The sequence below is a fragment of the Jutongia sp. genome (assembly GCF_057878315.1).
This window is the reverse complement of record NZ_DBLXSO010000041.1, coordinates 1-24,737: the sequence shown is the minus strand read 5'-3', so window position 1 is coordinate 24,737 and position 24,737 is coordinate 1. Positions and strand designations below refer to the sequence as shown.

Below are 24,737 nucleotides of genomic sequence, written 5' to 3'. Positions count from 1 at the left end.
TTTCAAACGAATCCTGTTCAATTTTCTCGTCAAACTGCTTGATCAAAAACTGATAAAACCTATGGCGATAACATCTGTTTTCTTTTGCACTGACAGAATATTTTTCATGCACCTTTTCAAAGGCAAAAGCTCCGTCTAAATTGTTCTTTGAAACCTTTAATTCCATTTGCAGATGTCTGACTATATTTTCCATATCCAACTCATAGTCAGAAGTAATTGTCGCATAATTCAAAAACAATCTGCAATTCCATCTTGCATCATAGTAAAGCAGAAACCTATTATCATTTGAATGGAATGTATCTTTTATTAAGACAATTGAATGTGGATGTTCCTTCATCAAATTTTCCTCCTCAATTTCTTCATACAATCTATCTTTATTGAAAGGATTTTTTATAGCACAAAATGTATAGTATATTGCATAACATGTATAAACTATGCCTGATATTACTAATATAATCTGTATTATTGATCCTATTGTTTTCCATTTTGAAAAATCAGAAATTGCCATTGGTATCCAAAAGGCAATTGCAGCGATTATCTTTTCTATTCCATTAATTGCTCTTTTGCCAATTTCATCTTTATGCTCAGAAAGAATTAATTTTAACCGATCTGTCTCCAAATATATTCTATTATTTTGTTCCTTCAATTACGTTCTCCTCGTATATAGTAAAACAAAATGCCTCTGCCACTACCTAAAGTAATAGCAGAGGCACTCATAAATTAAAATGTCTCTTATAACATTTTTATTTTTTCAAATTTCTTATTTATCAGCGATTGCTGCCTGTGCTGCTGCCAGACGTGCGATTGGCACACGGAATGGAGAACATGATACATAGTCCAGACCGATCTTGTGGCAGAACTCAACAGATGAAGGATCTCCACCGTGCTCACCACAGATACCGCAGTGAAGGGAAGGACGAACCTTCTTACCTTTCTCTACAGCCATCTCCATCAGCTGGCCAACACCTGTCTGGTCAAGCTTAGCAAATGGATCGCTCTCGTAGATCTTAGCATCATAGTAAGCATCCAGGAACTTACCGGCATCATCACGGGAGAAACCGAATGTCATCTGAGTCAGGTCGTTTGTACCGAAGCAGAAGAACTCAGCCTCTGTTGCAATCTGATCAGCGGTCAGTGCTGCACGAGGAATCTCGATCATAGTACCAACTTCGTACTTCATCTCAATACCTGCTGCTGCAATCTCAGCGTCAGCTGTTGCAACAACGACATCCTTAACATACTTAAGCTCTTTAACCTCACCAACGAGTGGGATCATGATCTCTGGCTCAACTGTCCAATCAGGATGTTTCTTCTTTACGTTGATTGCTGCACGGATAACAGCACTTGTCTGCATCTTAGCAATCTCAGGATATGTTACAGCAAGACGACATCCACGATGACCCATCATTGGGTTGAACTCGTGAAGTGAGTTGATGATTGCCTTGATCTCGTCTACGCTCTTGCCCTTAGCTTCTGCAAGCTTCTTGATATCAGCTTCCTCAGTAGGAACGAACTCATGAAGTGGAGGATCCAGGAAACGGATGGTAACCGGGTTACCCTCGAGTGCCTCATAAAGAGCCTCGAAATCTCCCTGCTGATAAGGAAGGATCTTAGCGAGTGCTTCCTCTCTCTCTTCTACTGTATCAGAACAGATCATCTCACGGAAAGCAGCGATTCTGTCTTCCTCGAAGAACATATGCTCTGTACGGCAGAGACCAATACCCTCAGCACCAAGCTCACGAGCTTTCTTAGCGTCTGCAGGAGTATCAGCGTTTGTACGAACTTTAAGCTTTCTATACTTGTCAGCCCAAGCCATTACACGGCCGAACTCACCAGCGATTGTAGCATCAACAGTTGGGATAAGACCATCGTAGATGTTACCTGTTGTACCATCGATAGAGATCTCAGATCCCTCTGTGTAAGTCTTACCTGCGAGCTCGAACTTCTTGTTCTCCTCGTCCATAACGATGTCGCCACAACCAGATACACAGCATGTACCCATACCACGAGCAACTACGGCTGCATGGGATGTCATACCTCCACGAACTGTCAGGATACCCTGTGCACTCTTCATACCTGTGATATCCTCTGGGGATGTCTCAAGACGAACAAGTACAACCTTCTCACCGCGCTCAGCCCACTCTACAGCATCCTCTGCTGTGAATACGACCTTACCGCAAGCAGCTCCAGGAGAAGCGCCAAGACCCTTTCCGATCGGAGTAGCTTTCTTCAGCTCAGCAGCATCGAACTGTGGGTGAAGAAGTGTATCAAGGTTACGAGGGTCGATCATTGCAACGGCCTCTTCCTCTGTCTTATGTCCCTCATCAACGAGGTCACAAGCGATCTTTAATGCAGCCGGAGCTGTTCTCTTACCATTACGGCACTGAAGCATGTAGAGCTTCTTGTTCTCTACTGTGAACTCCATATCCTGCATATCATGGTAGTGATTCTCAAGAGTATCACAAACCTTAACGAACTCAGCATATGCCTCTGGGAACTCCTGCTCCATCTGAGCGATTGGCATTGGTGTACGAACACCTGCAACTACGTCCTCGCCCTGTGCGTTGATCAGGAACTCACCCATAAGCTTGTTCTCACCTGTTGCAGGGTCACGTGTAAATGCAACACCTGTACCAGACTCGTTATTCAGGTTACCGAATACCATAGGCATTACGTTAACTGCAGTACCCCATGAGTAAGGGATATCATTGTCACGACGATATACGTTTGCACGAGGGTTGTCCCATGAACGGAATACAGCCTCTACAGCTAACTTCATCTGCTCTACAGGATCAGATGGGAAGTCTGTACCTAACTGGTTCTTGTACTCAGCCTTGAACTGCTCTGCCAGAGTCTTAAGATCCTGAGCTGTCAGATCAACATCATACTTAACACCCTTCTCTTCTTTCATCTTGTCGATGAGCTGCTCGAAGTACTTCTTACCAACTTCCATAACGACATCAGAGAACATCTGAATGAAACGTCTGTATGAATCATATACGAAACGCTCAAATGTAGGATCCGGGTTACCCTTGATCATTGTAGCTACTACGTCATCGTTAAGACCAAGGTTAAGGATTGTATCCATCATACCAGGCATAGAGGCACGAGCACCGGAACGAACAGATACGAGAAGCGGATTCTCAGAATCACCGAACTTCTTGCCGTTGATCTCTTCCATCTTCTTAACGCCGTCCATGATCTGAGCCATGATCTCGTCGTTAATCTGACGTCCATCCTCATAATACTGTGTACAAGCCTCTGTAGTTACTGTAAAACCCTGTGGTACAGGAAGACCGATGTTGGTCATCTCTGCAAGGTTCGCACCCTTACCACCAAGTAAGTTACGCATGGTCATGTCGCCTTCGCTAAACATATATACCCATTTGTTTGCCATTGTAAAGTTACCTCCTATATTAATAATTGTAATGTTTGATATCGACAGATGGACGCACTACGCCCAAGGACTGCCACATCGCTGTTTCTAGTATAACACACTCTTCCCGTGTATGAAAAGAGTTTTTTCACTTTTTTTGTATCGGTGTCGTACCGACAGGCATCCTATTGGTCATCACCGTCATCAAAATCGCTGTCTTCGCCCATAAATTCACGGTTTGTGACACGCTTTTTCTCCCTGTTCTCCTCCACAAGCTGCGACAGCTGCTCCTTGACCTGTCTTGGATCCTTAATATTTTTAATCTCAAAGTTGCCAAGCGTCTTGTCTGCAGAAGAAACCTGAATGGTTCCGATCCGGAATATTTTCTGTGTCAATGTCTGGCTCAGCGAGATATCCAGGATACGGTACAGACGCACTTCATCCTCCACCGTCTTTAATAAACCGCTGGTAATAAAAAGTCTGTCCCCGGTCAGTGCATACTTTGTAAATGTCCAGGGAAGCCCCAGTGCATTTCTCTTACGTTCTTTCCAGATAAAATTTGTTTCCATATCCTCCTCTTTTCTGCGTGTACTGCTTCTGCTGTATCTGCATCCGACACGCTCTGATACAGATTCCTTCACAATAACTTCCGTCTGTTCTACGAAGCCTTCTCGAATCTCCAGCGGCAGATCCGCACATCGCCCTGACAACGAAGCCGGAGCACTGTTTCGCTGCCTGCCTTTCCAAGATCCTCCAAAGGAATCGACAGATGACGAAAACCTCTGCCGTGCGGTGCATTTTTCGCCGTTGCCGCGGCAGCCCAGCCCGGATTATCACCGGCACCGGACAGATCATCGAATTCCGGCACGATAAAGGATGCATGATGGACACCATCCAGATATACATCCATGGTACTCTGCGCCAGTGCATCCGCATCAATCACCAGACAGTCCGCTCCCTCCGGGATATAAACGCTGTCATATTCCAGGATCAGGCAATCGTCCTGCCGTTCTCCGGCATCCTCCGTTCTCGTCACTTCATTTATATTCTGCCATAATCCGCTAACTTTTTCAAACAAATCCTCGGGTGCATGCGTATCTGCTTTATGTGCAACACTGTCATATCCCATATGACCTTCCCAGAGATATCCATTCTGAGAACGGTCGTAATGATCTGCCGGCTGCCATGCAGCACCGTCACGCACACCGCGTTCCTGCCCCTGAAGGGTTATCTCTGCAACACAATCAATCTGTGCAGAAGAATGTCCTGCCTGAAGTTCATAGCTTCCCGGCTCCAGAAGCATTTTCCTCTGAACCGTATCATAATAGCGAAGCTGCTCCACGGGCACTTCAAAGCTTACCCGGCGTTCTTCCTGCGGTGCCAGCGCCTTCACGCGCGCAAAGGCAGCAAGCGTACGGATCGGTCGTTTGACCGCAGAAGCCTTCTTTGCAAAATAAATCTGAACCACTTCGTCCTGCACCTGCACAGCTTTGTCCTGACCCATATTTCGGACAGTGCATTCCACATGAACGGTCTGTCCATCCTCTGAAGTCTCTGCAGTCAGATCACAGATTTCCGTCTGCGCATAGGTGAGTCCATGTCCAAACGGATACAGCACATCCCCCTTGAAATACTGATAGGTTCTCTCCTTCTGAATAATATCATAATCATCCATATCCGGCAGCTGACTGTCATCCCGATACCATGTCATATTGAGTCTGCCTGCCGGTGCTTTCTTACCGAATAAAACATCCGCAAGACCATTGCCCAGTTCCATGCTTCCGCCGGCTGTAACCAGAATAGCCGGTATGTTTTGCTTTTCCCAGCCGATCGCATAAGGTACACTCGTTACCAGTGCCGCGATCAGACGGGGATTTGCCTGATAAAGCTCCTGCACCAGCGTACGCTGATATGGCGGAAATGCAATATCCTTCCGATCCACCTCTTCTTTGCAGGTGATCATCGGATGCGCTCCGCCAACATAAATAACGGTATCTGCTTTTGCGGCTGCATCCTTCGCACTGCGGATTCCATCCTTCACCAGTACCGGACAAATCGGCGGCAGGCTGCGGTATCTGCTTCCGGTGATCGTCTCATACGTTCCGTTTCTTCTGCCGTCAAAGTCCGCATCGCCGAACATATGCTGATGACCATGCGTATCCGTATAGCTTACAATACGACACACCTCGCCGTCCTCCGCAAATCCATTGTCATCCTGTACACGGATGCGGTTCTGTTCATCCACAAACAGCGCTCCTTTATTCCATGCACGAAGAACCATTTCCTCTCCATTTCGGAGAATTTCCGGGAATCTGCTGTCCACAGAAAGGGACAGACTCTTTTCTTCGGACTCCTTCAGATCGGTGAGAGTGACCTGTGCATGAAATACCTCTTTGACAAACCAGCCAAAGGCAGCCTTAGCTGTTGCTGTGATCGTTCCGCCACGATATACCTTATCCTCGTCACAACCATCCTGTGTAGTCAGCAGCATGCCATTGCTTTTTGCTTTCAGTGTCATCTGCTCTCTGTCCCATAAAACGGACTCAAAAATCTCCGCATGCGCCTCATCAACCAGACCGATTGTCTTGCCGTCCTCCAGAATACCGATATATTTGTCGCCACACGCAAGCTTGATCTCCGGCACACCTGACTCAAAAATAATATGATCCATGCCTCCCATCGCCGCACGGATTCCCTCAAGCGGTGTCACAGAATACGGGGGGATTCCGGAATACCAATCCATAAACCATTCGCCGGCAGACGGTCCGATCACCGCAAGCTTCTTATCTGCCGTAAAATGCTCTGCAGACAGAGGAAGAAGCTTTTGCCCCTCCAAAGCATCATTTTTCAACAATACAACAGACTCGCCTGTCAGCTCTCTTGCTGTCTGCTGATATTCCGGAAGATTCAGACCATACTCCTTCTCCTCCTGCTCATCAAAAAGTCCCAGACGGAACAACGTGCTGAAATGGCATTTTAATGCACGATCAATATCGTTCATATCGATCATTCCAAGTTCGTAGGCTTCTCTTGCACCCTCCATAACTGCATCAATATCATCGGTAAAGCAGTCGATGCCCGCCTTTAAGCCCTCCGCGATCGTCTCCGTATGGGAACCGAAATAATGATGGCAGTCCACGGTCTGCTTCATATCGCCGCCATCACAGACAACGTGATGGATCCCCCACTGCTCCTTTGCAAGCTTTTGCACCTCATGATTCAGGATCGCCGGCACACCGTTGATCTCATTGTAAGACGTCATCATTGCCTCGGCACCGCCCTCCACAACGGCGCGGCAAAACGGCTCCAGATAATATTCATATTTATTGCGCGGATCGATGGAGGAGGATTTCCACACACGACCATCCTCTACATTATTCGCATAGAAATGCTTGAGCGTTGCACCGCACCGGATATGTTCCCCGTCACCGCGCATTCCCTGAATATATGCGGATGCCATCTTCCCGGTAAGATACGGATCCTCCCCATATGCCTCCTCGGTACGTCCCCATCGCGGATCACGTTCCATGTCGATCGTCGGCGCCCACAGACACAGACCTCCTCTGCGTCCTTCCTTCTCAAATACAGCTCTCGCCTCGGTGCCTACAATCTCGCCCGCCTGCCGGATCAGCTCCGTATCCCAGCTTGCACTCATGCCGACCGGATTCGGAAAAATTGTCGTTGGCTGCGGTTCACCCTTATCAAAACTCTGATCATGACGCATCTGTAAACCATGTGCCCCCTCACAGCCCACGAAGAAGGCAGGGATGCCAAGGCGCTCAATCGCAGGATTCCCGGTTCCGAGGCAGGAAAACTTCTCCTCTAAGGTGAGCGCATTTACAAGATAATCCAGTCTTTCTTCGATTGTTTTCTCTGAATCCCACAAAGGATTGTTTCTGTTTGTATTCTTCTCTGACATGATAATTTCCTTTCCGTTTAAATGATAAATAAAACACGCAATTCATTATTTATAGGGAATGAACGGTTTCGCATAAATCCAAAACAGGATCCGGTTTTCCTGCCGGACCCTGTCGAAGTTATCATACCATACTTCTTACTGAAAAATATGAATTATTTTTTAATTTTCATTGTTTTTTTGATGCCTGCTTTGCTGTTAAGCAGCTTCTTATATGCCTTCAGCTTCTTTGCCGGCACCTTGAAAACAGCCTTTTTGTGAATGCCCTTAAATGCATTCTTCCCAACGCTCTTTAATTTCTTGGATTTAATATCGACTGTCTTCAAATTCTTGCATCCGGCAAACGCATTTGCGCCGATTGTCGTAATGTTTGCACCAATCGTAACCTTTTTCAACTTCTTATTGTTCTTAAATGCATTTTTGGCAATGGAGGTAACCTTGTAGGTAACGCCACTGACCTTCACGGTTGCAGGAACTGTAACAGTTGCCTTCTTATTGTTCAGTGGTGTTTTGTACTCAACCGTATTTGACTTAACATTGGAAATCTTGTAAGAAGCATTCTTGTCCTTGACAATATCTCCCTTCGCAACGGTGATCGATGACGGTGTCGGAACCTGTGCCGTCTGAACCGGTGCTTTCGTAGCAGCCGGAACTGTTGCTGTCGGCGCCGGTGCAGATGGATTTGGACTCTGCGTTGGCATTACAACATCATCTGACGGGTACGGAACCGGTGTTCTTCTCGGAGGAACCGGTAATGGGCTTACCTCTGGGAATGGTGCATCGGATGCAAACAGCTCGATCTTTGTAAATACCGGTTTGTTTGATGCAGAAATCCACAGAATGCTCTTGCCCTGTAACAGATCCTCGTCAATGGAGAAGATCTTTCCGCTCCAGCTTTCCTCTGCGCTGATATTTGTTTCCTTACCATTGGTGCAGTTTTCAAGAGCACCACTATTGGCAGCCTTCAGCTGCTCATTCGGATCATACAGCCCCTTCTCCGGAGGGAAATTCTCTTTAAACTCTGCGGATGCAAGCTGCAGTGCAGAGGAATCGATATCATTGTTCTCACAGGTAACTCTTACATATAAATGCTTGACATTCTTTAATGCCTCGGAATAAATGACTGCCCAGTATCCATAGCTGTTACAGTGATAATACCAGTCATTGGTTCCGTCATTTGAGAGTACGGTAAGTGCCGGTTCACAGTATGTCTCGTTGTCTCCACCGTTCTTTTTCCATTTTCCTTCCCAGGAATATACCGGTGTAAGCCCACTCTCATCCTGCACTTCTGTATACAGCGGCTTTCCGGTATTGACCTTTGCTTTCCTGCCAATGCCCTGTGCGCCTGTCATGTCAAGAATTGCCTGAGCGACATCATCGTATGAAATGATATTTTTCTGACGGTTAAACCATCCGCCGTTATCCCAGAGTACAGGGATCATGCCTTTCTCCAGTGCATACTGTCCCATTTCGTAAATATAGTTGGCAATTCCATCGGCTGCGGTTGTCTGAACGCCATACTCACCAATGATAACGCCATATCCCTGTTCGGTAAATTTACTCATCTTATCCAGTTCAGCATGCATTGCCTTAATATCTTCATCGGTACCCCAGTCGTAAAGACGCGCTGCGCCACCCTCAACCTGATGATACTCGCTTCCACCACAGTAATTCCACGGTGTGTAGTAATGAACCGATACGCTGAGCTTGCTGACACCATTCTCCTTGATCGGATCGGTCGGCATTACAAAACGGTCATCGCAAGTTCTTTCGATGTTGGTGCTGTAGCCGGCGATCAGAAGATATCTCTTCTCATTGTTGCCACCGGACTGACGGACAATATTTACAAATTCCTGATTGATCTTGTTCATTGTCTCGTACTGCTCATCAACGGTTAAGACACCTGTCTTGTTGTTGGTGTCGCGCTTTACCCAGTTGTCGTTGAGACGATCTCCGAGTTCCTCGTTCGCAGATTCGAAGATCAGACGGTCAGAATAATCTCTGTAGCGGTTGCTGACCTGCGTCCAGATCTGTCTGAAACGAGCCCATGCCTGCTTGCGGACAGACTCGTCTGCATCACCGAACTGCCCCCACCAGTCTCCATCGTAATGAATGTTTACGATCGCATACATGCCATCATTTAAACAATAATTAATGACCTGCTCCACTCTCTGAAGATATCCTTCGTTGATCGTGTATGTCATCTTATCCTCGGAAATATCCATAAGGTTAGACCAGGCTACCGGAATACGGACATTTCGAAAACCATACTGCTTCAGTGTATCTACGTTTTTCTGGGTCAATGCCAGATTGTTTGCAGATGTCTCACAATACTTTACATTTACCTTCGCTTTCTCTTCGTCAGACATCTTGCTGGTATCGATCGCCTGATCCAGAGAGTTACCATAGTTCCAGCCAAGTCCCATTCTACTCATATAAGCGGCTGAATCCATATTGTCACGCATAATTCCATTGTCGCGTGTCACAAATCCGCTTGGCAGCGTTCGTTCTTCCCCAATGTTGTTTGGCGCTGCTGTTGCTGTTGCCGAAGCTTCCTCTGCATTGGCAGTCTTTTTCACGGATGCAATGCCGATTCCGCTCGCCGAACTTACCACCATTGCCAATGAAAGAACGGATGCCAATATCTGTTTTGTAAACTTCCTCATCTCATCATTCCTTCCTTTTCGTTATAATAAATTTGCATATAGGCAATATGTATACACCTACACAGTAAGCTTATCATGTTTTTATGCATATTGCAACAAAAGAGGCATCCTATCCGCAGATAAAATACCTCTTAAAAATTCTTATATAATTGATCGATTAGGCATCGATATCTCCATCATCCTCGGTGGACGTTGAATATACAAGCTCGCCATCAGAAGATGCAAAATCCTTTGCAGGCTCTTCCTCTGCAGCGACCTCTTTCTCTTTTGCTTTCTCGCGCTTGTCGTCCTTCTTGTTCTCTTCCTCCGACTTAGCAGCCTTTTCTGCACGGATCTGTGCGATCTCGCGCTCTGCCTCTTCATCACAGTCGAGTTTCACGGAACGATATCTCTTCATACCGGTTCCTACCGGAATCAGCTTACCAATGATAACATTCTCCTTCAGACCTACGAGAGGATCGATCTTGCCCTTGATCGCGGCATCGGTCAGAACCTTTGTGGTCTCCTGGAAGGATGCTGCTGACATGAAGGAATTGGTTGCGAGTGCAGCCTTTGTGATACCAAGCATAACCTGACTTCCCTCCGGCGGCTCCTTGCCTTCCTTCGTCAATTCTTCTACGGTATCCTCGTAGTCAAGTGCATCTACCATTACACCCGGCAGATAATCGGAATCTCCGTTGTTCTCGATACGGATCTTCTTGAGCATCTGGCGCACGATAACCTCGATATGCTTATCGTTGATATCTACACCCTGCAGACGGTAAACCCTCTGTACCTCGCGGATCATGTAATCCTGCACGGCACGCACACCCTTGATCGCAAGGATATCGTGTGGATTTACACTACCCTCTGTCAGCTCATCACCGGCCTCAAGCTCCTGTCCCTCCAGAACCTTGATACGGGAACCGTATGGGATCAGATAAGCCTTGCTGTCACCGGTTTCTTTATTGGTTACGACAACCTCACGCTTCTTCTTAGTATCACGAACGCTTACAGTACCGCCGAACTCAGCGATGATTGCAAGACCCTTAGGCTTACGTGCCTCGAAAAGCTCCTCGACACGAGGAAGACCCTGTGTGATATCATCACCGGCTACACCACCGGCATGGAATGTACGCATGGTAAGCTGTGTACCAGGCTCACCGATGGACTGAGCAGCGATAATACCGACAGCCTCACCAACCTGTACCGGCTCACCTGTTGCCATGTTAGCACCATAACATTTTGCACAGACACCGATGTGAGACTTACATGTCAGGATTGTACGGATCTTGATCCGTGCCTTAGGACCGGCATCCATAACAGCCTTTGTTCTCACAATACGTGCTGCGCGCTTCGGTGTGATCATGTGGTTTGCCTTCACGATCAGTTCACCGTTATCATCATAAATATTCTCACAGGAGAATCTTCCTGTAATACGTTCTTCCAGAGACTCGATCAGCTCCTTGCCATCTGCAAACTCGCCAATCTCCATGCCCGGAATCTCGTCTCTTTCTGCACTACAGTCAACCTCACGGATGGAAAGCTCCTGAGATACATCAACAAGTCGACGTGTCAGGTATCCGGAATCGGCTGTACGAAGCGCTGTATCGGACAGACCCTTACGAGCACCATGCGCAGAAATGAAGTACTCCAGTACGTCAAGACCCTCACGGAAGTTAGACTTGATCGGGAGTTCAATCGTACGACCGGATGTATCCGCCATCAGTCCACGCATACCGGCAAGCTGCTTGATCTGTGCCTGGGAACCACGGGCTCCGGAATCCGCCATCATAAAGATGTTGTTGTAACGATCCAGACCAGCCATCAGAGCCTTTGTCAGCTTATCATCGGCTGCGAACCATGTATTTACAACTGCCTTGTAACGCTCCTCCTCCGTCAGAAGACCACGGTGGAACTTACGTGTAATTGTCTCAACGGTCTTTTCTGCATCCGCAAGAATATCCTTCTTCGCTGCAGGCACGGTCATATCGGAAATAGATACTGTCATGGCTGCACGGGTAGAATACTTGTAACCTAATGCTTTAATATGATCCATTGTCTCGGCAGTTCCTGTTGCGCCGTGTACATCAATACATTTCTCAAGAATCTGCTTCAGCTGCTTCTTACCTACATGGAAGTCTACCTCCAGTGTCAGGAAGTTGTCCGGATTGCTTCGATCTACAAAACCTAAATCCTGTGGAAGGATCTCATTGAAGATGAAACGTCCGAGTGTAGACTCAATGTTCTTGATCTCAACCTCTCCCTGCGCATTCACACCACTTCTGCGGACTGTGATGCGGGAATGAAGTGTTACAACACCATTCTCATAGGCTGTGATTGCCTCGTTAATAGACTTGAAGAACTTGCCCTCACCCTTAACACCCGGTCTTTCCTGTGTCAGATAGTAGATACCAAGCACCATATCCTGAGAAGGAACGGCAACCACACCACCATCAGACGGCTTTAACAGGTTGTTTGGAGAAAGAAGCAGGAAACGGCACTCTGCCTGCGCCTCAACGGACAACGGAAGATGGACAGCCATCTGGTCACCATCGAAATCGGCATTGAACGCGGTACATACGAGTGGATGAAGCTTGATTGCCTTACCCTCAACAAGTGTAGGCTCAAATGCCTGAATACCAAGTCTGTGAAGTGTAGGGGCACGGTTTAACATAACCGGATGCTCACGGATAACCTCTTCGAGGACATCCCATACCTCCGGCTGAAGCTTTTCAACCATTTTCTTTGCCTGCTTAATGTTATGTGCAGTTCCGTCAGAAACAAGCTCTTTCATAACGAAAGGCTTAAACAGCTCGATCGCCATCTCCTTTGGAAGACCGCACTGATAAATCTTAAGCTCCGGACCTACAACGATAACGGAACGTCCGGAATAGTCAACACGCTTACCTAACAGGTTCTGACGGAAACGTCCCTGCTTACCCTTGAGCATGTCGGACAATGATTTGAGAGGTCTGTTTCCGGGACCTGTAACAGGACGTCCACGACGACCGTTGTCGATCAGGGCATCTACTGCCTCCTGAAGCATTCTCTTCTCGTTGCGGACAATGATATCCGGAGCACCTAACTCGAGAAGTCTCTTCAGACGGTTATTTCTATTGATGATACGACGATACAGATCATTCATATCGGATGTTGCAAAACGTCCTCCGTCCAGCTGTACCATTGGACGAAGATCCGGTGGGATAACCGGGATAACTGTCAGGATCATCCACTCAGGCTTATTTCCTGATCCACGGAATGCTTCGATTACTTCCAGTCTCTTGATGATACGCGCACGCTTCTGACCGGATGCATTCTTAAGCTCCTCCTTAAGTGTATTGGACTCTTCCTCGAGATCGATGCTCATCAGAAGCTCCATGATGGACTCTGCACCCATGCCTGCACGGAATGCATTGCCATAGTTTGCTCTGGCTTCCTGATACTCTGCCTCAGACAGGATCTGCTTCTGCTGCAGACCAATTCCGTCCTGAGCCTCGAGTACGATATATGACGCAAAGTAGAGTACCTTTTCAAGGTTCTTTGGAGATACATCGAGAATCAGACCCATACGGCTTGGGATTCCTTTAAAATACCAGATATGTGATACCGGCGCAGCAAGCTCGATGTGACCCATACGCTCACGACGAACGCTTGCCTTTGTAACCTCTACGCCACAACGGTCGCAGACAACGCCTTTATAACGAATCTTTTTATATTTACCACAATGACACTCCCAGTCCTTGCTTGGTCCGAAGATCTTCTCACAGAACAGACCGTCCTTCTCAGGCTTTAATGTTCTGTAGTTGATTGTCTCCGGCTTCTTAACCTCACCGCGGGACCACTCTCTGATCTTTTCCGGAGAGGCAAGACCGATCTTGATTGCATCATATGTGATATGCTTTTCTTCCTTTACAGTACTATCTACCATAGTAACCTCCATTCTTCCACATCCAGGTTGTGTAAATCCGAAGTTTCGTCTTATAACAGATCCGGTTCCTCGGAAGCTTCAAAATCGCCAAAAATGTCGTCATTCTCAAGCTCTTCAGCAGTACCCTCTTTGAAACCTGCAGCCTCGAAGGACTCTCCGTTGCCAAATGCAAAGTTGGCATCGCCATCGATGAGCGGCTTGATATCCTCATCACGATCCTCTTCAACGCTCTCTGTCATCGGTACTTCGTTACCGTCCTCATCCAGAACCGTAACATCAAGTGCAAGTGCCTGAAGCTCCTTAAGAAGTACCTTAAAGGACTCTGGAATACCAGGATCAGAGATGTTCTCTCCCTTGATGATCGCCTCGTATGTTTTCACACGACCAACGACATCATCGGACTTCACAGTCAGGATCTCCTGAAGTGTATATGCAGCACCATAAGCCTCAAGTGCCCAAACCTCCATCTCTCCGAAACGCTGACCACCGAACTGTGCTTTACCACCGAGTGGCTGCTGTGTTACAAGAGAGTAAGGACCGGTAGAACGAGCATGGATCTTATCATCAACCAAATGGTGGAGCTTGAGGTAATGCATGAAACCTACCGTTACTTCGCCATCGAAATACTCACCTGTTCTACCATCGCGGAGACGAACCTTACCATCACGGCGGATCGGAACGCCCTTCCACTGCTGACGATATTCCTTGTTCTCAACCAGATAGTTCATAACCTCCGGATCAAGGACATCTTTATATTTATCTACGAAAGGCACAACGTCTGCCGGATACTCAACGCCATCCTCTGCAGCCTTTGCCTTTTCTGCCTCAAGCTCTTCCTGATCAAGCGGTGTATTGGCATAATCATTTGCCAGCTCGAGTGTATCCATGATGTCGTGCTCATTTGCGCCATCAAAGACAGGAGTTGCTACGTTAAATCCCAGTACCTTTGCAGCCAGACTCAGATGAATCTCCAGGACCTGACCGATGTTCATACGCGAAGGCACACCCAGAGGGTTCAACACGATATCCAAAGGACGACCGTTTGGAAGGAATGGCATATCCTCCACAGGAAGTACTCTGGAAACCACACCCTTGTTACCATGACGTCCGGCCATCTTATCTCCAACCTGGATCTTACGCTTCTGTGCAATATAGATACGAACGTTCTCATTCACTCCCGGCGGAAGCTCATCGCCGTTCTCTCTGGTAAATACCTTGGCATCTACAACGATACCAAACTCACCATGAGGAACCTTGAGTGATGTATCACGAACTTCTCTTGCCTTCTCGCCGAAGATCGCACGAAGAAGTCTCTCCTCTGCCGTCAGCTCTGTCTCACCCTTCGGTGTAACCTTGCCGACCAGAATATCGTTGGCGCGAACCTCAGCACCGATACGGATGATACCTCTCTCATCCAGATCCTTGAGTGCGTCATCACCAACGCCCGGAACATCACGGGTAATCTCCTCGGCACCAAGCTTTGTATCTCTTGCCTCGGCATTGTACTCACTGATGTGTACGGATGTGTAAACATCCTCCTGAACCAGTCTCTCACTGAGAAGAACCGCATCCTCGTAGTTATAACCTTCCCATGTCATGAAACCGATGAGAGGGTTCTTACCAAGGGCGATCTCTCCACCGCAGGTAGAAGGACCGTCTGCGATAACCTGTCCTGCCTTGACCTCGTCACCCTTGTTGACTAAAGGTCTCTGGTTCATACTTGTTCCCTGGTTACTTCGCTGGAACTTTGCTAATTTATAATTATGAACGGTTCCTGTTGTCTCCTTAATGATGATCTCATTGGAAGCGGAACGTTCAACCACACCATCTGCCTCTGCGATCACACAGTTACCGGAGTCGATCGCTGCCTTCATCTCCATACCTGTACCGACCGCAGGAGCCTCTGTTACAAGAAGCGGCACCGCCTGACGCTGCATGTTGGAACCCATCAGGGCACGGTTTGCATCATCGTTCTCAAGGAATGGGATCATGGCTGTTGCAACAGAGAATACCATCTTAGGAGATACGTCCATCAGATCGATATCCTTCTTCGGAAACTCGGATGTCTCCTCGCGGCGGCGACCGGATACGCTGTTACGTACAAAGTAGCCGTTCTCATCGAGTGCCTCATTCGCCTGTGCAACGGTATATTTATCCTCCTCGTCAGCAGACAGATAAACAACCTCATCTGTAACACGAGGATTTGCAGGATCTGCCTTGTCCACCTTACGGTAAGGAGCCTCGACAAAACCATACTCGTTAATACGTGCATAAGATGCCAGAGAGTTGATCAGACCAATGTTAGGTCCCTCAGGAGTCTCTACAGGACACATACGTCCATAATGAGAATAGTGGACATCTCGCACCTCGAATCCGGCACGGTCTCTGGACAGACCACCCGGTCCCAATGCGGAAAGACGACGCTTGTGAGTCAGCTCACTGAGCGGGTTATTCTGATCCATAAACTGTGACAGCTGGGAACTTCCGAAGAACTCCTTCACTGCTGCCGTAACCGGCTTAATATTGATCAGAGACTGTGCTGTGATAGAAGAAAGATCCTGGGTGGACATTCTCTCACGAACAACACGTTCCATACGTGACAGACCGATACGGTACTGATTCTGAAGAAGCTCACCAACCGCACGGATGCGACGGTTACCCAGGTGATCGATATCATCATCATTACCAATGCCATACTCAAGATGGATATTGTAGTTGATGGAAGCAAAGATATCTTCTTTTGTGATATGCTTTGGAATCAACTCGGAGATATTGTACTGGATCTCCTCAATAATATCCTCTTCGGACTCGTTCTCATCGAGGATCTGCTTGAGCAGTGGATAGTAAACGTCCTCTGTCACACCGATGCTCTTCGGATCAACATCTGGCAGATAGTAACGCAGGTCAACCATCAGGTTGGAAAGAACCTTTGTTACATGCTCCTCATATTCTACCATCACATAAGGAACTGCAGCGTTCTGGAGCTGTACGGCAATCTCCTCTGTGATCAGTGTTCCTGCTTCCAGTTTCTCACCGGTTACAGTATCAACCGCATCCTCTGCCAGCTTGCAGCCAACGATACGATTCTTAAAATGCAGTTTCTTGTTGAACTTGTATCTTCCGACCTTCGCCAGATCATATCTCTTCGGATCGAAGAACATACCGTTCAGAAGATTCTCTGCGCTGTCTACGGAAAGTGGCTCACCCGGACGAAGCTTCTTGTAAAGCTCAAGCAAACCATCCTGATAATTCTCTGTAGTATCCTTCTCAATACTTGCAAGGATCTTTGGCTCCTCACCAAACATCTCCTTAATCTCTGCGTTGGTGCCAAGACCAAGAGCACGCAGAAATACAGTGATCGGAACCTTTCTGTTTCTATCAACACGGACGAAGAAGACATCATTGGAATCCGTCTCATACTCCAGCCATGCACCACGATTTGGGATTACTGTAGAAGAGAATAACTCTTTACCGATCTTGTCATGTCCAATCGCATAGTAAATGCCCGGGGATCGTACCAACTGACTGACGATAACTCGCTCAGCACCGTTGATGATAAAGGTACCTGTCGCTGTCATCAGAGGCAATTCACCCATAAAGATTTCGTGTTCCTTGATTTCCTCAGTCTCTTTGTTGTGCAGACGAACCTTAACCTTTAAAGGTGCGGAATAAGTAGCATCCCTCTCCTTACACTGGTCAATATCGTACTTGCTCTCGTCTCTGCAAAGCTTGAAATCAACAAATTCCAGGCTGAGATGACCGCCAAAGTCAGAGATTGGGGAAATATCCCGAAATACTTCCTTCAGACCATCATCCAAAAACCACTGGTAAGAATTGGTCTGCACCTCAATGAGGTTTGGCATCTCCAGAACTTCTCCCTGATGGGCATAACTCATTCTCACACCGTTGCCTACTTTTACCGGACGTATTCTGTTTTTCTCCATCGCCGTTTCACTCCTTAATTTTGTAGAGTATTTTGTGGCTTTTCAATCCTTAAAAACTATGCTATAATATATTTTATACTAGTTTTAGTTTATAATCTGCCACAATAAGTGCATTTTCCATCTTACCATCTAATTTGATGGTTGTCAAGCATTTCTATTGATTGAATTATTCTTTTCATAAATTTTATCACTTATAATAGGAAAGGAGACATTATGGATATCAAAAAGATGATACAGGATATGACATTAGCGGAGAAGGCAAGCCTGTGTTCCGGTGCCGATTTCTGGCATACCGAGACAATTGACCGCATCGGCTTAAAGGCAATCATGGTTTCCGACGGACCTTACGGACTGCGCAAGCAGGAGGAGATCATCAATAATATGGGATGGGCCAGGAGCATTCTTGCCGTTGGATTTCCAACAGCAGCATCCCTGGCGAACTCCTTCGACCGCGATCTGGTTCATGAGGTCGGCAATGCGCTCGGCGATGAATGTCAGGCAGAGGACGTTGCTGTCCTGCTCGGACCGGGTATCAATATGAAACGCTCGCCGCTCGGTGGAAGAAATTTCGAATATTATTCCGAGGATCCGTATCTCGCCGGAGAGATCGGCGCCGCCTTTGTAAACGGCGTGCAGGAGAAAAACATCGGCACCAGCCTGAAGCATTTTGCCGCCAACAATCAGGAAACAAGGCGAATGAATGCCAGCTCCGAGGTCGATGAGCGGACACTGCGCGAAATTTATCTTACCGCCTTTGAACGTGTCGTCAAAAAGGCACAGCCGTGGACCATCATGTGCAGCTACAACCGCATTAACGGATGTTATTCTTGTGAAAATGATTGGCTTCTGAATAAGGTGCTGCGCGAGGAATGGGGCTTTCAGGGGCTTGTCATGACCGACTGGGGTGCGATGAACGACCGTGTGAAGTCATTAAACGCCGGTCTTGACCTGGAGATGCCGGACTGCCACGGCGAGACAGACAAGCTGATCATCAAAGCAGTACAGGAGGGCACCGTTTCCATGAAGACATTAGACAGAACCGTAGAACGGATTCTGACAGCTGTGGATCGGTATTATTCTAATAAGAAAGAAAACGCTTCCTACGATATGGAGGCACATCACCAGCTAGCCCGCAAGGTTGCGGATAACAGTGCTGTTCTCCTGAAAAACGATGGCATTCTTCCATTGAAGGAGTCACAGAAGGTTTCCATTATCGGCGAATTTGCCGAGACGCCCCGAACACAGGGCGGCGGTTCCAGCCACATCAACTGCTTCCGCATCGAGAGTGCTCTGGATGCCCTGAGGGATAATCCAAACATTACATATAAAAAGGGATATGTCGCCGAAAAGGACGAGGTTGATGAGACACTTCTTTCCGAGGCAGTTGCCGCCGCAAAGGAAGCTGAGGTTGCTGTTATTTTCGCAGGACTGCCGGATTCCTTCGAGAGCGAGGGCTTCGACCGCACCCACCTGAATATGCCGGAAAGCCAGAATACGCTGATCCATGAGATCTGTAAGGTGCAGCCAAACACTGTTGTCGTGCTGCACAACGGTTCACCGATCCTGATGCCATGGCTGTCCGAGGTAAAGGGCGTACTCGATCTGTATCTTGCCGGACAGGCTGCCGGTGCCGCCGCAGTCGATCTTCTCTATGGCAAAGCAAATCCATCCGGTAAACTTGCCGAGACCTATCCTCTGCGCATGGAGGATCACCCTGCATTCTTAAACTTCCCGGGTACACACAACGAAGTCCACTATCAGGAGGGTATTTTTATCGGATACCGCTATTACGACAAGCGCAAAATGGACGTATTATTCCCATTCGGTTACGGATTAAGCTATACCTCCTTCCGGTATTCCAATGCAAAGCTGATCGTAAACGGTCAGTCTGTCAGCAGCTCTTCCACAAGTGCGGCAAATGGGCAGAATACAGGCATGGACGTGATCCCGTCTATCCCTGCCAAGCCGGATGATACGATCCAGGTTTCTGTTGATATCACCAACACCGGTGATATTGCAGGCCGGGAGGTTGTCCAGCTCTACGTAAAGAACGCCGCCTGCGAAGAGATCCGTCCGGAACAGGAGCTGAAAAACTTTGCCAAGGTAGCTCTGGAGCCGGGCGAGACGAAAACGATCCTGCTTGATCTGGACGCACGCTCCTTCTCCTATTACAGCATGCAGATCCATGACTGGTATGCACCGTCCGGAGATTATGAGCTTTTGATCAGCGCTTCCTCCAGAGATGTGCGCCAGCGTCTGACGCTCCATCTGGAAAATGATAAAAAGCTTCCGTTCTACGTCGAAGAAACGTCATCCTGCGATGATGTTTACAACTACGCAAATGATCCTTCGCCATTAGATGCCATGCTGGCAAAGAGCGGATTTACAGACACCTCGGGCGGCGAGAATGACAGCATGGGAGCCGGCACCGCCCAGATGATGCGTGCGATGTTTGCCGACACTCCGCTGCACTCCATTCTCTCGTTCAGTTCCGATAAACTAACATGGAAAGACATTCAGGACACGATCCGTGCGATCAACGAAAAACAGCCGTGATCACACGCTGATTCATTTTGATGTCACACAGAATCCGGGACAGGAGCGATTCCGTGCATTTAATATGCATTTCGGAATTTCTCCTGTTCTTTTTCTTTCAGAAGATATTTTTCCTTAGTCGCCAGTCCGCCACGAATATGACGCTCGGACTTATTGATATCAAGCACCTGGCGCACCTGCGCCGCCAATGCATGATTGATCACCGGAAGCTTTTCCGTCAGATCCTTATGTACCGTGCTTTTGCTGACCCCGAATACAGACGCTGTCTGACGGACAGTCGCTTTATGCTCAATCATATACTGTGCCAGTAAAACAGCCCTCTCCTCCAGACATTCCGACAGAGATCCTAAATGATATTTTTCATATTTTTTCTTTTCCACTGAGTATTTCTCCTCATTGATTACCTTATTTCATCCTATGCGTAAAATCGCTGCTTATGAATCAAACCAAATTTTTCTTGAAAGTTATGAGAAAAAAGCATATAGTATAGAGGTGTTTTAGATATGTGTCCCTGACCCACATTGTTCGGATGCGGCAGGTCAGGGTATTTGTTTTGGGAGGTAAGAATATGTTAATCGCAAAAAAACCAGCGAAACAGGGTTTAAGTATTATTATCGTTGGCTGCGGCAAAGTAGGACTTACACTAATCGAACAGCTTGTGAAAGAAGGACACGATATCACAATCATTGACCAGAATGCCAAAAAGGTACAGGAGGTTGCAAGCACTTACGATGTCATGGGGATCACCGGCAACGGCGCAAGCCACCGGGTACAGATGGACGCCGGCATCGCTTCCGCCAATCTGCTGATCGCCGTTACAGAGTCAGACGAACTGAACCTGTTGTGCTGTACGGTCGCTAATCAGGTGGCGAATTGCTCCACCATTGCGCGTGTCCGTACACCTGACTACAGCGGCGAGGCAGCATATCTGCGGGACAAGCTCGGGCTTGCCATGATCATCAATCCGGAGCTTGAAGCAGCAAAGGAAATCTCCCGTATTCTCTATCTGCCGACCGCACTCGAAGTCAATTCCTTTGCTCACGGACAGGCAGAGCTGATTAAGATTCAGATTCCAAAGAATAATATATTAGACGGTATAAGCGTTTCCATGCTCAGCAAGAAGATCAACACAAGCGTGCTGATCTGCGGCATTGAACGAAACGGTGCCATGTACATTCCATCCGGTGATTCCCTGCTGCTCGGCGGAGATAAGATTTCCTTCGTTGCACCAAAGGGTCACGGACGCTTTTTCCTTGAGGACATCGGTATCAAGACGAATCAGGTCAAGAGCACGATGATCATCGGCGGCAGCAAGGCAGCTTATTACCTGGCAAAGCAACTTCTCCCGATGGGCGTATCCGTTAAGATCGTGGAACAGGATCTGAAGCGCTGCGAGACGCTCAGCGAACTTCTTCCAAAGGCCACCATCATCAACGGAGACGGTACGGATGAAGATCTTCTCGAGGAGGAGGGCATTGATTCAATTGAATCCTTTGTCCCTCTGACCGGTATTGACGAGGAAAATATCCTGCTGACACTTCACGCCAAGCAGATTTCAAATGCAAAGGTCATTACCAAGATCAACCGTATGAACTTCAAGGATGTTATCAGCCGGCTTGATCTGGGAAGTGTGGTATATCCTCGATATATCACTTCCGAAGCGATCGTTGCGTACGTCCGCGCCAAGAAGGATTCCATGGGCAGCAACATTGAGACATTGTATCATATGTTTGATTCCCGTGCAGAGGCGATTGAATTCCGTGTCAACGAACTATCTGCCGTGACCGATATCCCTCTCATGGATCTTTCCCTGAAGGATAATCTGCTGATCTGCTTTATCAGCCGTAACGGATCGATCCTGATCCCAAGCGGTTCTGATTCTATTCAGGTCGGGGATACCGTTATGGTCGTGACAACACACACCGGTTTTAATGATCTACGAGATATTCTGAAGTAAAGGATGTAAGGTTATGAATTATTCAATATTAAGATATATTCTCGGTTATGTATTAAAGATCGAAGCAGCATTTATGCTGCTTCCATGTGTTACGTCCCTCATTTATCATGAAGAGGAGGGACGTTACTTTTTTGTAGTTGCCTGTATCTGCATGCTCATCGGTGTTCTGATGACACTGCACAAGCCTAAAAGCACCACCTTCTATCTTAAGGAAGGATGTCTTGCCACATCCCTGAGCTGGATCCTGCTCAGTCTTTTCGGTGCAATTCCATTCTGGATCAGCGGCGAGATCCCACATTGGGAGGATGCACTTTTTGAAACGATCTCCGGCTTTACCACAACCGGCGCCACCGTGCTTGGCAATGTGGAGGCACTTTCCCACACAGCTCTGATCTGGCGAAGCTTTACGCACTGGATCGGCGGTATGGGTGTTCTCGTTTTCCTGCTTGCCATTCTTCCGTTAAGCGGTGGCTCCAGCATCAATCTGATGCGCGCAGAAAGCCCGGGACCATCCGTCGGAAAGCTTGTTCCAAAAGTGCGTTATACTGCAATGATCCTTTACACGATCTATTTCGGCATGACAGTGATCGAGTTTATTTTCCTGCTGGCAGGACATATGCCACTGTTTGATGCACTGACAACTGCATTCGGTACGGCAGGTACCGGTGGCTTTGGCATCAAGAACGACAGCATAATGGGGTACTCCCCCTATATTCAATGGGTTGTCGCCATCTTTATGATCCTGTTCGGTATTAATTTTAACTTTTATTTCTATCTTTTGTACCGGCATTTCAAAAAGGCTGTTTCCATGGAAGAGATCCATTATTATCTCGCCATGATCCTGATCGCCATAACGATCATTTTCCTGAATGTCCGTACGATGTATCCGACCGGATTTGAGGCAATGACACATTCCGTATTTCAGGTAGCTTCGCTGGCAACCTCAACCGGATTTTCGACAACCGACTTTGACCTGTGGCCGCAGACAAGCCAGACGATCCTGATCATCGTCATGTTTGTGGGAGCCTGTGCCGGAAGTACCGGCGGCGGCATCAAGGTTTCGCGTATTGTCATTCTTTTCAAAACGGTTCTGAAGGAATTAAACAGCTACATTCATCCGAAGAGTGTGCGCAAGATCAATGTGGAGGGCAAGCCGGTCGATCATGAGGTGGTCCGCTCCATCAACGTATTTTTCATTACGTTTATTATTATCTTTACACTCTCTGTCTTTGCAATTTCCTTCGAGGATAAGGATCTGGTCACCAACTTTACAGCGGTTCTGACCACCATCAACAACATGGGACCCGGACTTGCAAAGGTCGGACCGACACAGAATTTCGAACAGTTCAATGTATTTTCCAAGCTTGTACTGATGTTTGACATGCTGGCCGGTCGACTGGAGCTGTTCCCACTGCTGATTCTCTTCCACCCGGCGATCTGGAAGGAATCGATTGAGAGTCACCGTAAGAAGAGAGCTAACAGATAATTTCGTATAGATAATGAAATCTTAGTGATTTCCGAAAAAAGTCAGCAGGTTGTTTCATAAAAATATAAATTTGAATATTTCCCAATAAAAAATCGCTTAGACCGTATGGTTTAAGCGATTTTTAAGTATCATTCATTTGAGCTGCAATTCCTCTACCGGACAAAGATCCGACACTTTGCGGATGCTCCGCTCTTCATAACAACCTTCACTACTGCTTTTCCTTTTCTGCGTCCTTTGACAACACCCTTCTTGCTGACACGGATGTATTTCTTACCCTTGATAATCTTATACTTCTTCACGCGATCCTTCGACATCTTCCTGCGGATCACAATCTTAGCTTTTCTGCCTTTCTTAATCTTAAGGACTTTCTTCTTAAGTATCACATATTTGCCATTTGTGCCACCATTATTCAGGCTGCCATTGTCAAATCCTGTACCGCTTTGTCCGCTGTTTCCTACACCGGATGTATTATTTCCGGCAGACGAGGTTCCCGATGGAACCTTTGTCGAAGACGGTTGATTCGTTGTCCCCGGCTTCGTGGTGTTCTGCGGCTGATTCGGTGTATTGCTTGCTGTCGGAACCGGCGGATTGCTCACAGACGGCTGACCGGATGCTCCCGGTGCGGCTGTTACCGAAGGACCATTGCTTGTCCCCGGTGCTGACGTTACGGACGGATTTCCGCTTGTTCCCGGCGCAGCAGATGACGATGGTTCACTGCTCGTTCCCGGTGCCGGTGTCCGCTGTGTATCCTCGTTGTTTTCCGCATCCTGATGCGCCCGGTAGGTATTCACTAACCAGATTCCGGTCGTTGTCAGATCGGAATCTTCAAAGCCACCCGTTGTCTTGTTGCAGGAGGTCTTCAGATAAGAAGCGGACTCACCTTTATTGCAGAAGCTCCAGCAGGCATAACTGATATTCATCGAATC

General features: G+C 47.5%; 11 protein-coding genes and 1 pseudogene. 3 read left to right on the top strand and 9 right to left on the bottom strand.

From position 1 onward, the window contains the following. The 7 genes from ACZLMD_RS09845 to rpoB all read right to left on the bottom strand — a co-directional run. Window positions 1-646, bottom strand: a 646-nt coding sequence (locus tag ACZLMD_RS09845) for a hypothetical protein (RefSeq protein ID WP_489495637.1), incomplete at its 3' end; no start/stop codon positions are given. A 114-nt stretch (window positions 647-760) separates the two neighbouring features. Next, the gene (ppdK, locus tag ACZLMD_RS09840; RefSeq protein WP_482523294.1) at window positions 761-3,397 is read right to left on the bottom strand and encodes a pyruvate, phosphate dikinase; all 2,637 of its coding nucleotides are present in this window, start codon (window positions 3,395-3,397) and stop codon (window positions 761-763) included. A gap of 164 nt (window positions 3,398-3,561) precedes the next feature. Continuing rightward, a complete protein-coding gene (locus tag ACZLMD_RS09835; RefSeq protein WP_022305100.1) occupies window positions 3,562-3,945 on the bottom strand; it encodes a PH domain-containing protein in 384 nt (127 codons plus the stop codon). Between the two features lie 89 nt (window positions 3,946-4,034). Then, a complete protein-coding gene (locus tag ACZLMD_RS09830; RefSeq protein ID WP_484107735.1) occupies window positions 4,035-7,295 on the bottom strand; it encodes a beta-glucosidase in 3,261 nt (1,086 codons plus the stop codon). Window positions 7,296-7,447: 152 nt separating this feature from the next. Next, window positions 7,448-9,958 carry a cellulase family glycosylhydrolase gene (locus tag ACZLMD_RS09825; protein ID WP_484107736.1) on the bottom strand — a complete coding sequence of 837 codons (2,511 nt, stop codon included), beginning with the start codon at window positions 9,956-9,958 and terminating at the stop codon, window positions 7,448-7,450. Between the two features lie 157 nt (window positions 9,959-10,115). After that, entirely contained in the window at window positions 10,116-13,868 is a 3,753-nt protein-coding gene (rpoC, locus tag ACZLMD_RS09820; protein ID WP_484104809.1) for a DNA-directed RNA polymerase subunit beta', read from the bottom strand. Window positions 13,869-13,918: 50 nt separating this feature from the next. Beyond that, window positions 13,919-17,812, bottom strand: coding sequence for a DNA-directed RNA polymerase subunit beta (gene rpoB, locus ACZLMD_RS09815; protein WP_484107737.1), 3,894 nt, complete (start codon window positions 17,810-17,812; stop codon window positions 13,919-13,921). Window positions 17,813-18,025: 213 nt separating this feature from the next. Between rpoB and ACZLMD_RS09810 the strand changes: the two genes are divergently transcribed. Then, a complete protein-coding gene (locus ACZLMD_RS09810; RefSeq protein ID WP_484107738.1) occupies window positions 18,026-20,368 on the top strand; it encodes a glycoside hydrolase family 3 C-terminal domain-containing protein in 2,343 nt (780 codons plus the stop codon). A gap of 59 nt (window positions 20,369-20,427) precedes the next feature. On the opposite strand, the gene spoIIID is transcribed toward ACZLMD_RS09810, so the two are convergent. Then, a complete protein-coding gene (gene spoIIID, locus ACZLMD_RS09805; RefSeq protein ID WP_118561734.1) occupies window positions 20,428-20,709 on the bottom strand; it encodes a sporulation transcriptional regulator SpoIIID in 282 nt (93 codons plus the stop codon). Window positions 20,710-20,936: 227 nt separating this feature from the next. Between spoIIID and trkA the strand changes: the two genes are divergently transcribed. Next, a complete protein-coding gene (gene trkA / locus ACZLMD_RS09800; RefSeq protein WP_482521790.1) occupies window positions 20,937-22,325 on the top strand; it encodes a Trk system potassium transporter TrkA in 1,389 nt (462 codons plus the stop codon). 13 nt (window positions 22,326-22,338) lie between these two features. Next, window positions 22,339-23,811: a TrkH family potassium uptake protein gene (locus ACZLMD_RS09795; RefSeq protein ID WP_484107739.1), complete on the top strand. Its 1,473-nt coding sequence runs from the start codon at window positions 22,339-22,341 to the stop codon at window positions 23,809-23,811. 152 nt (window positions 23,812-23,963) lie between these two features. On the opposite strand, the pseudogene ACZLMD_RS09790 reads toward ACZLMD_RS09795, so the two are convergent. Further along, window positions 23,964-24,737, bottom strand: a pseudogene (locus tag ACZLMD_RS09790) (hypothetical protein); the annotation flags it as partial.

Coding starts and splice junctions, on each gene's coding strand:
- ACZLMD_RS09810 (WP_484107738.1), top strand. CDS start 18,026: ATGGATATCAAAAAGATGATACAGGATATGACATTAGCGGAGAAGGCA.
- ACZLMD_RS09830 (WP_484107735.1), bottom strand. CDS start 7,295: ATGTCAGAGAAGAATACAAACAGAAACAATCCTTTGTGGGATTCAGAG.
- ACZLMD_RS09825 (WP_484107736.1), bottom strand. CDS start 9,958: ATGAGGAAGTTTACAAAACAGATATTGGCATCCGTTCTTTCATTGGCA.
- rpoB (WP_484107737.1), bottom strand. CDS start 17,812: ATGGAGAAAAACAGAATACGTCCGGTAAAAGTAGGCAACGGTGTGAGA.
- ACZLMD_RS09795 (WP_484107739.1), top strand. CDS start 22,339: ATGAATTATTCAATATTAAGATATATTCTCGGTTATGTATTAAAGATC.
- ACZLMD_RS09835 (WP_022305100.1), bottom strand. CDS start 3,945: ATGGAAACAAATTTTATCTGGAAAGAACGTAAGAGAAATGCACTGGGG.
- ppdK (WP_482523294.1), bottom strand. CDS start 3,397: ATGGCAAACAAATGGGTATATATGTTTAGCGAAGGCGACATGACCATG.
- rpoC (WP_484104809.1), bottom strand. CDS start 13,868: ATGGTAGATAGTACTGTAAAGGAAGAAAAGCATATCACATATGATGCA.
- trkA (WP_482521790.1), top strand. CDS start 20,937: ATGTTAATCGCAAAAAAACCAGCGAAACAGGGTTTAAGTATTATTATC.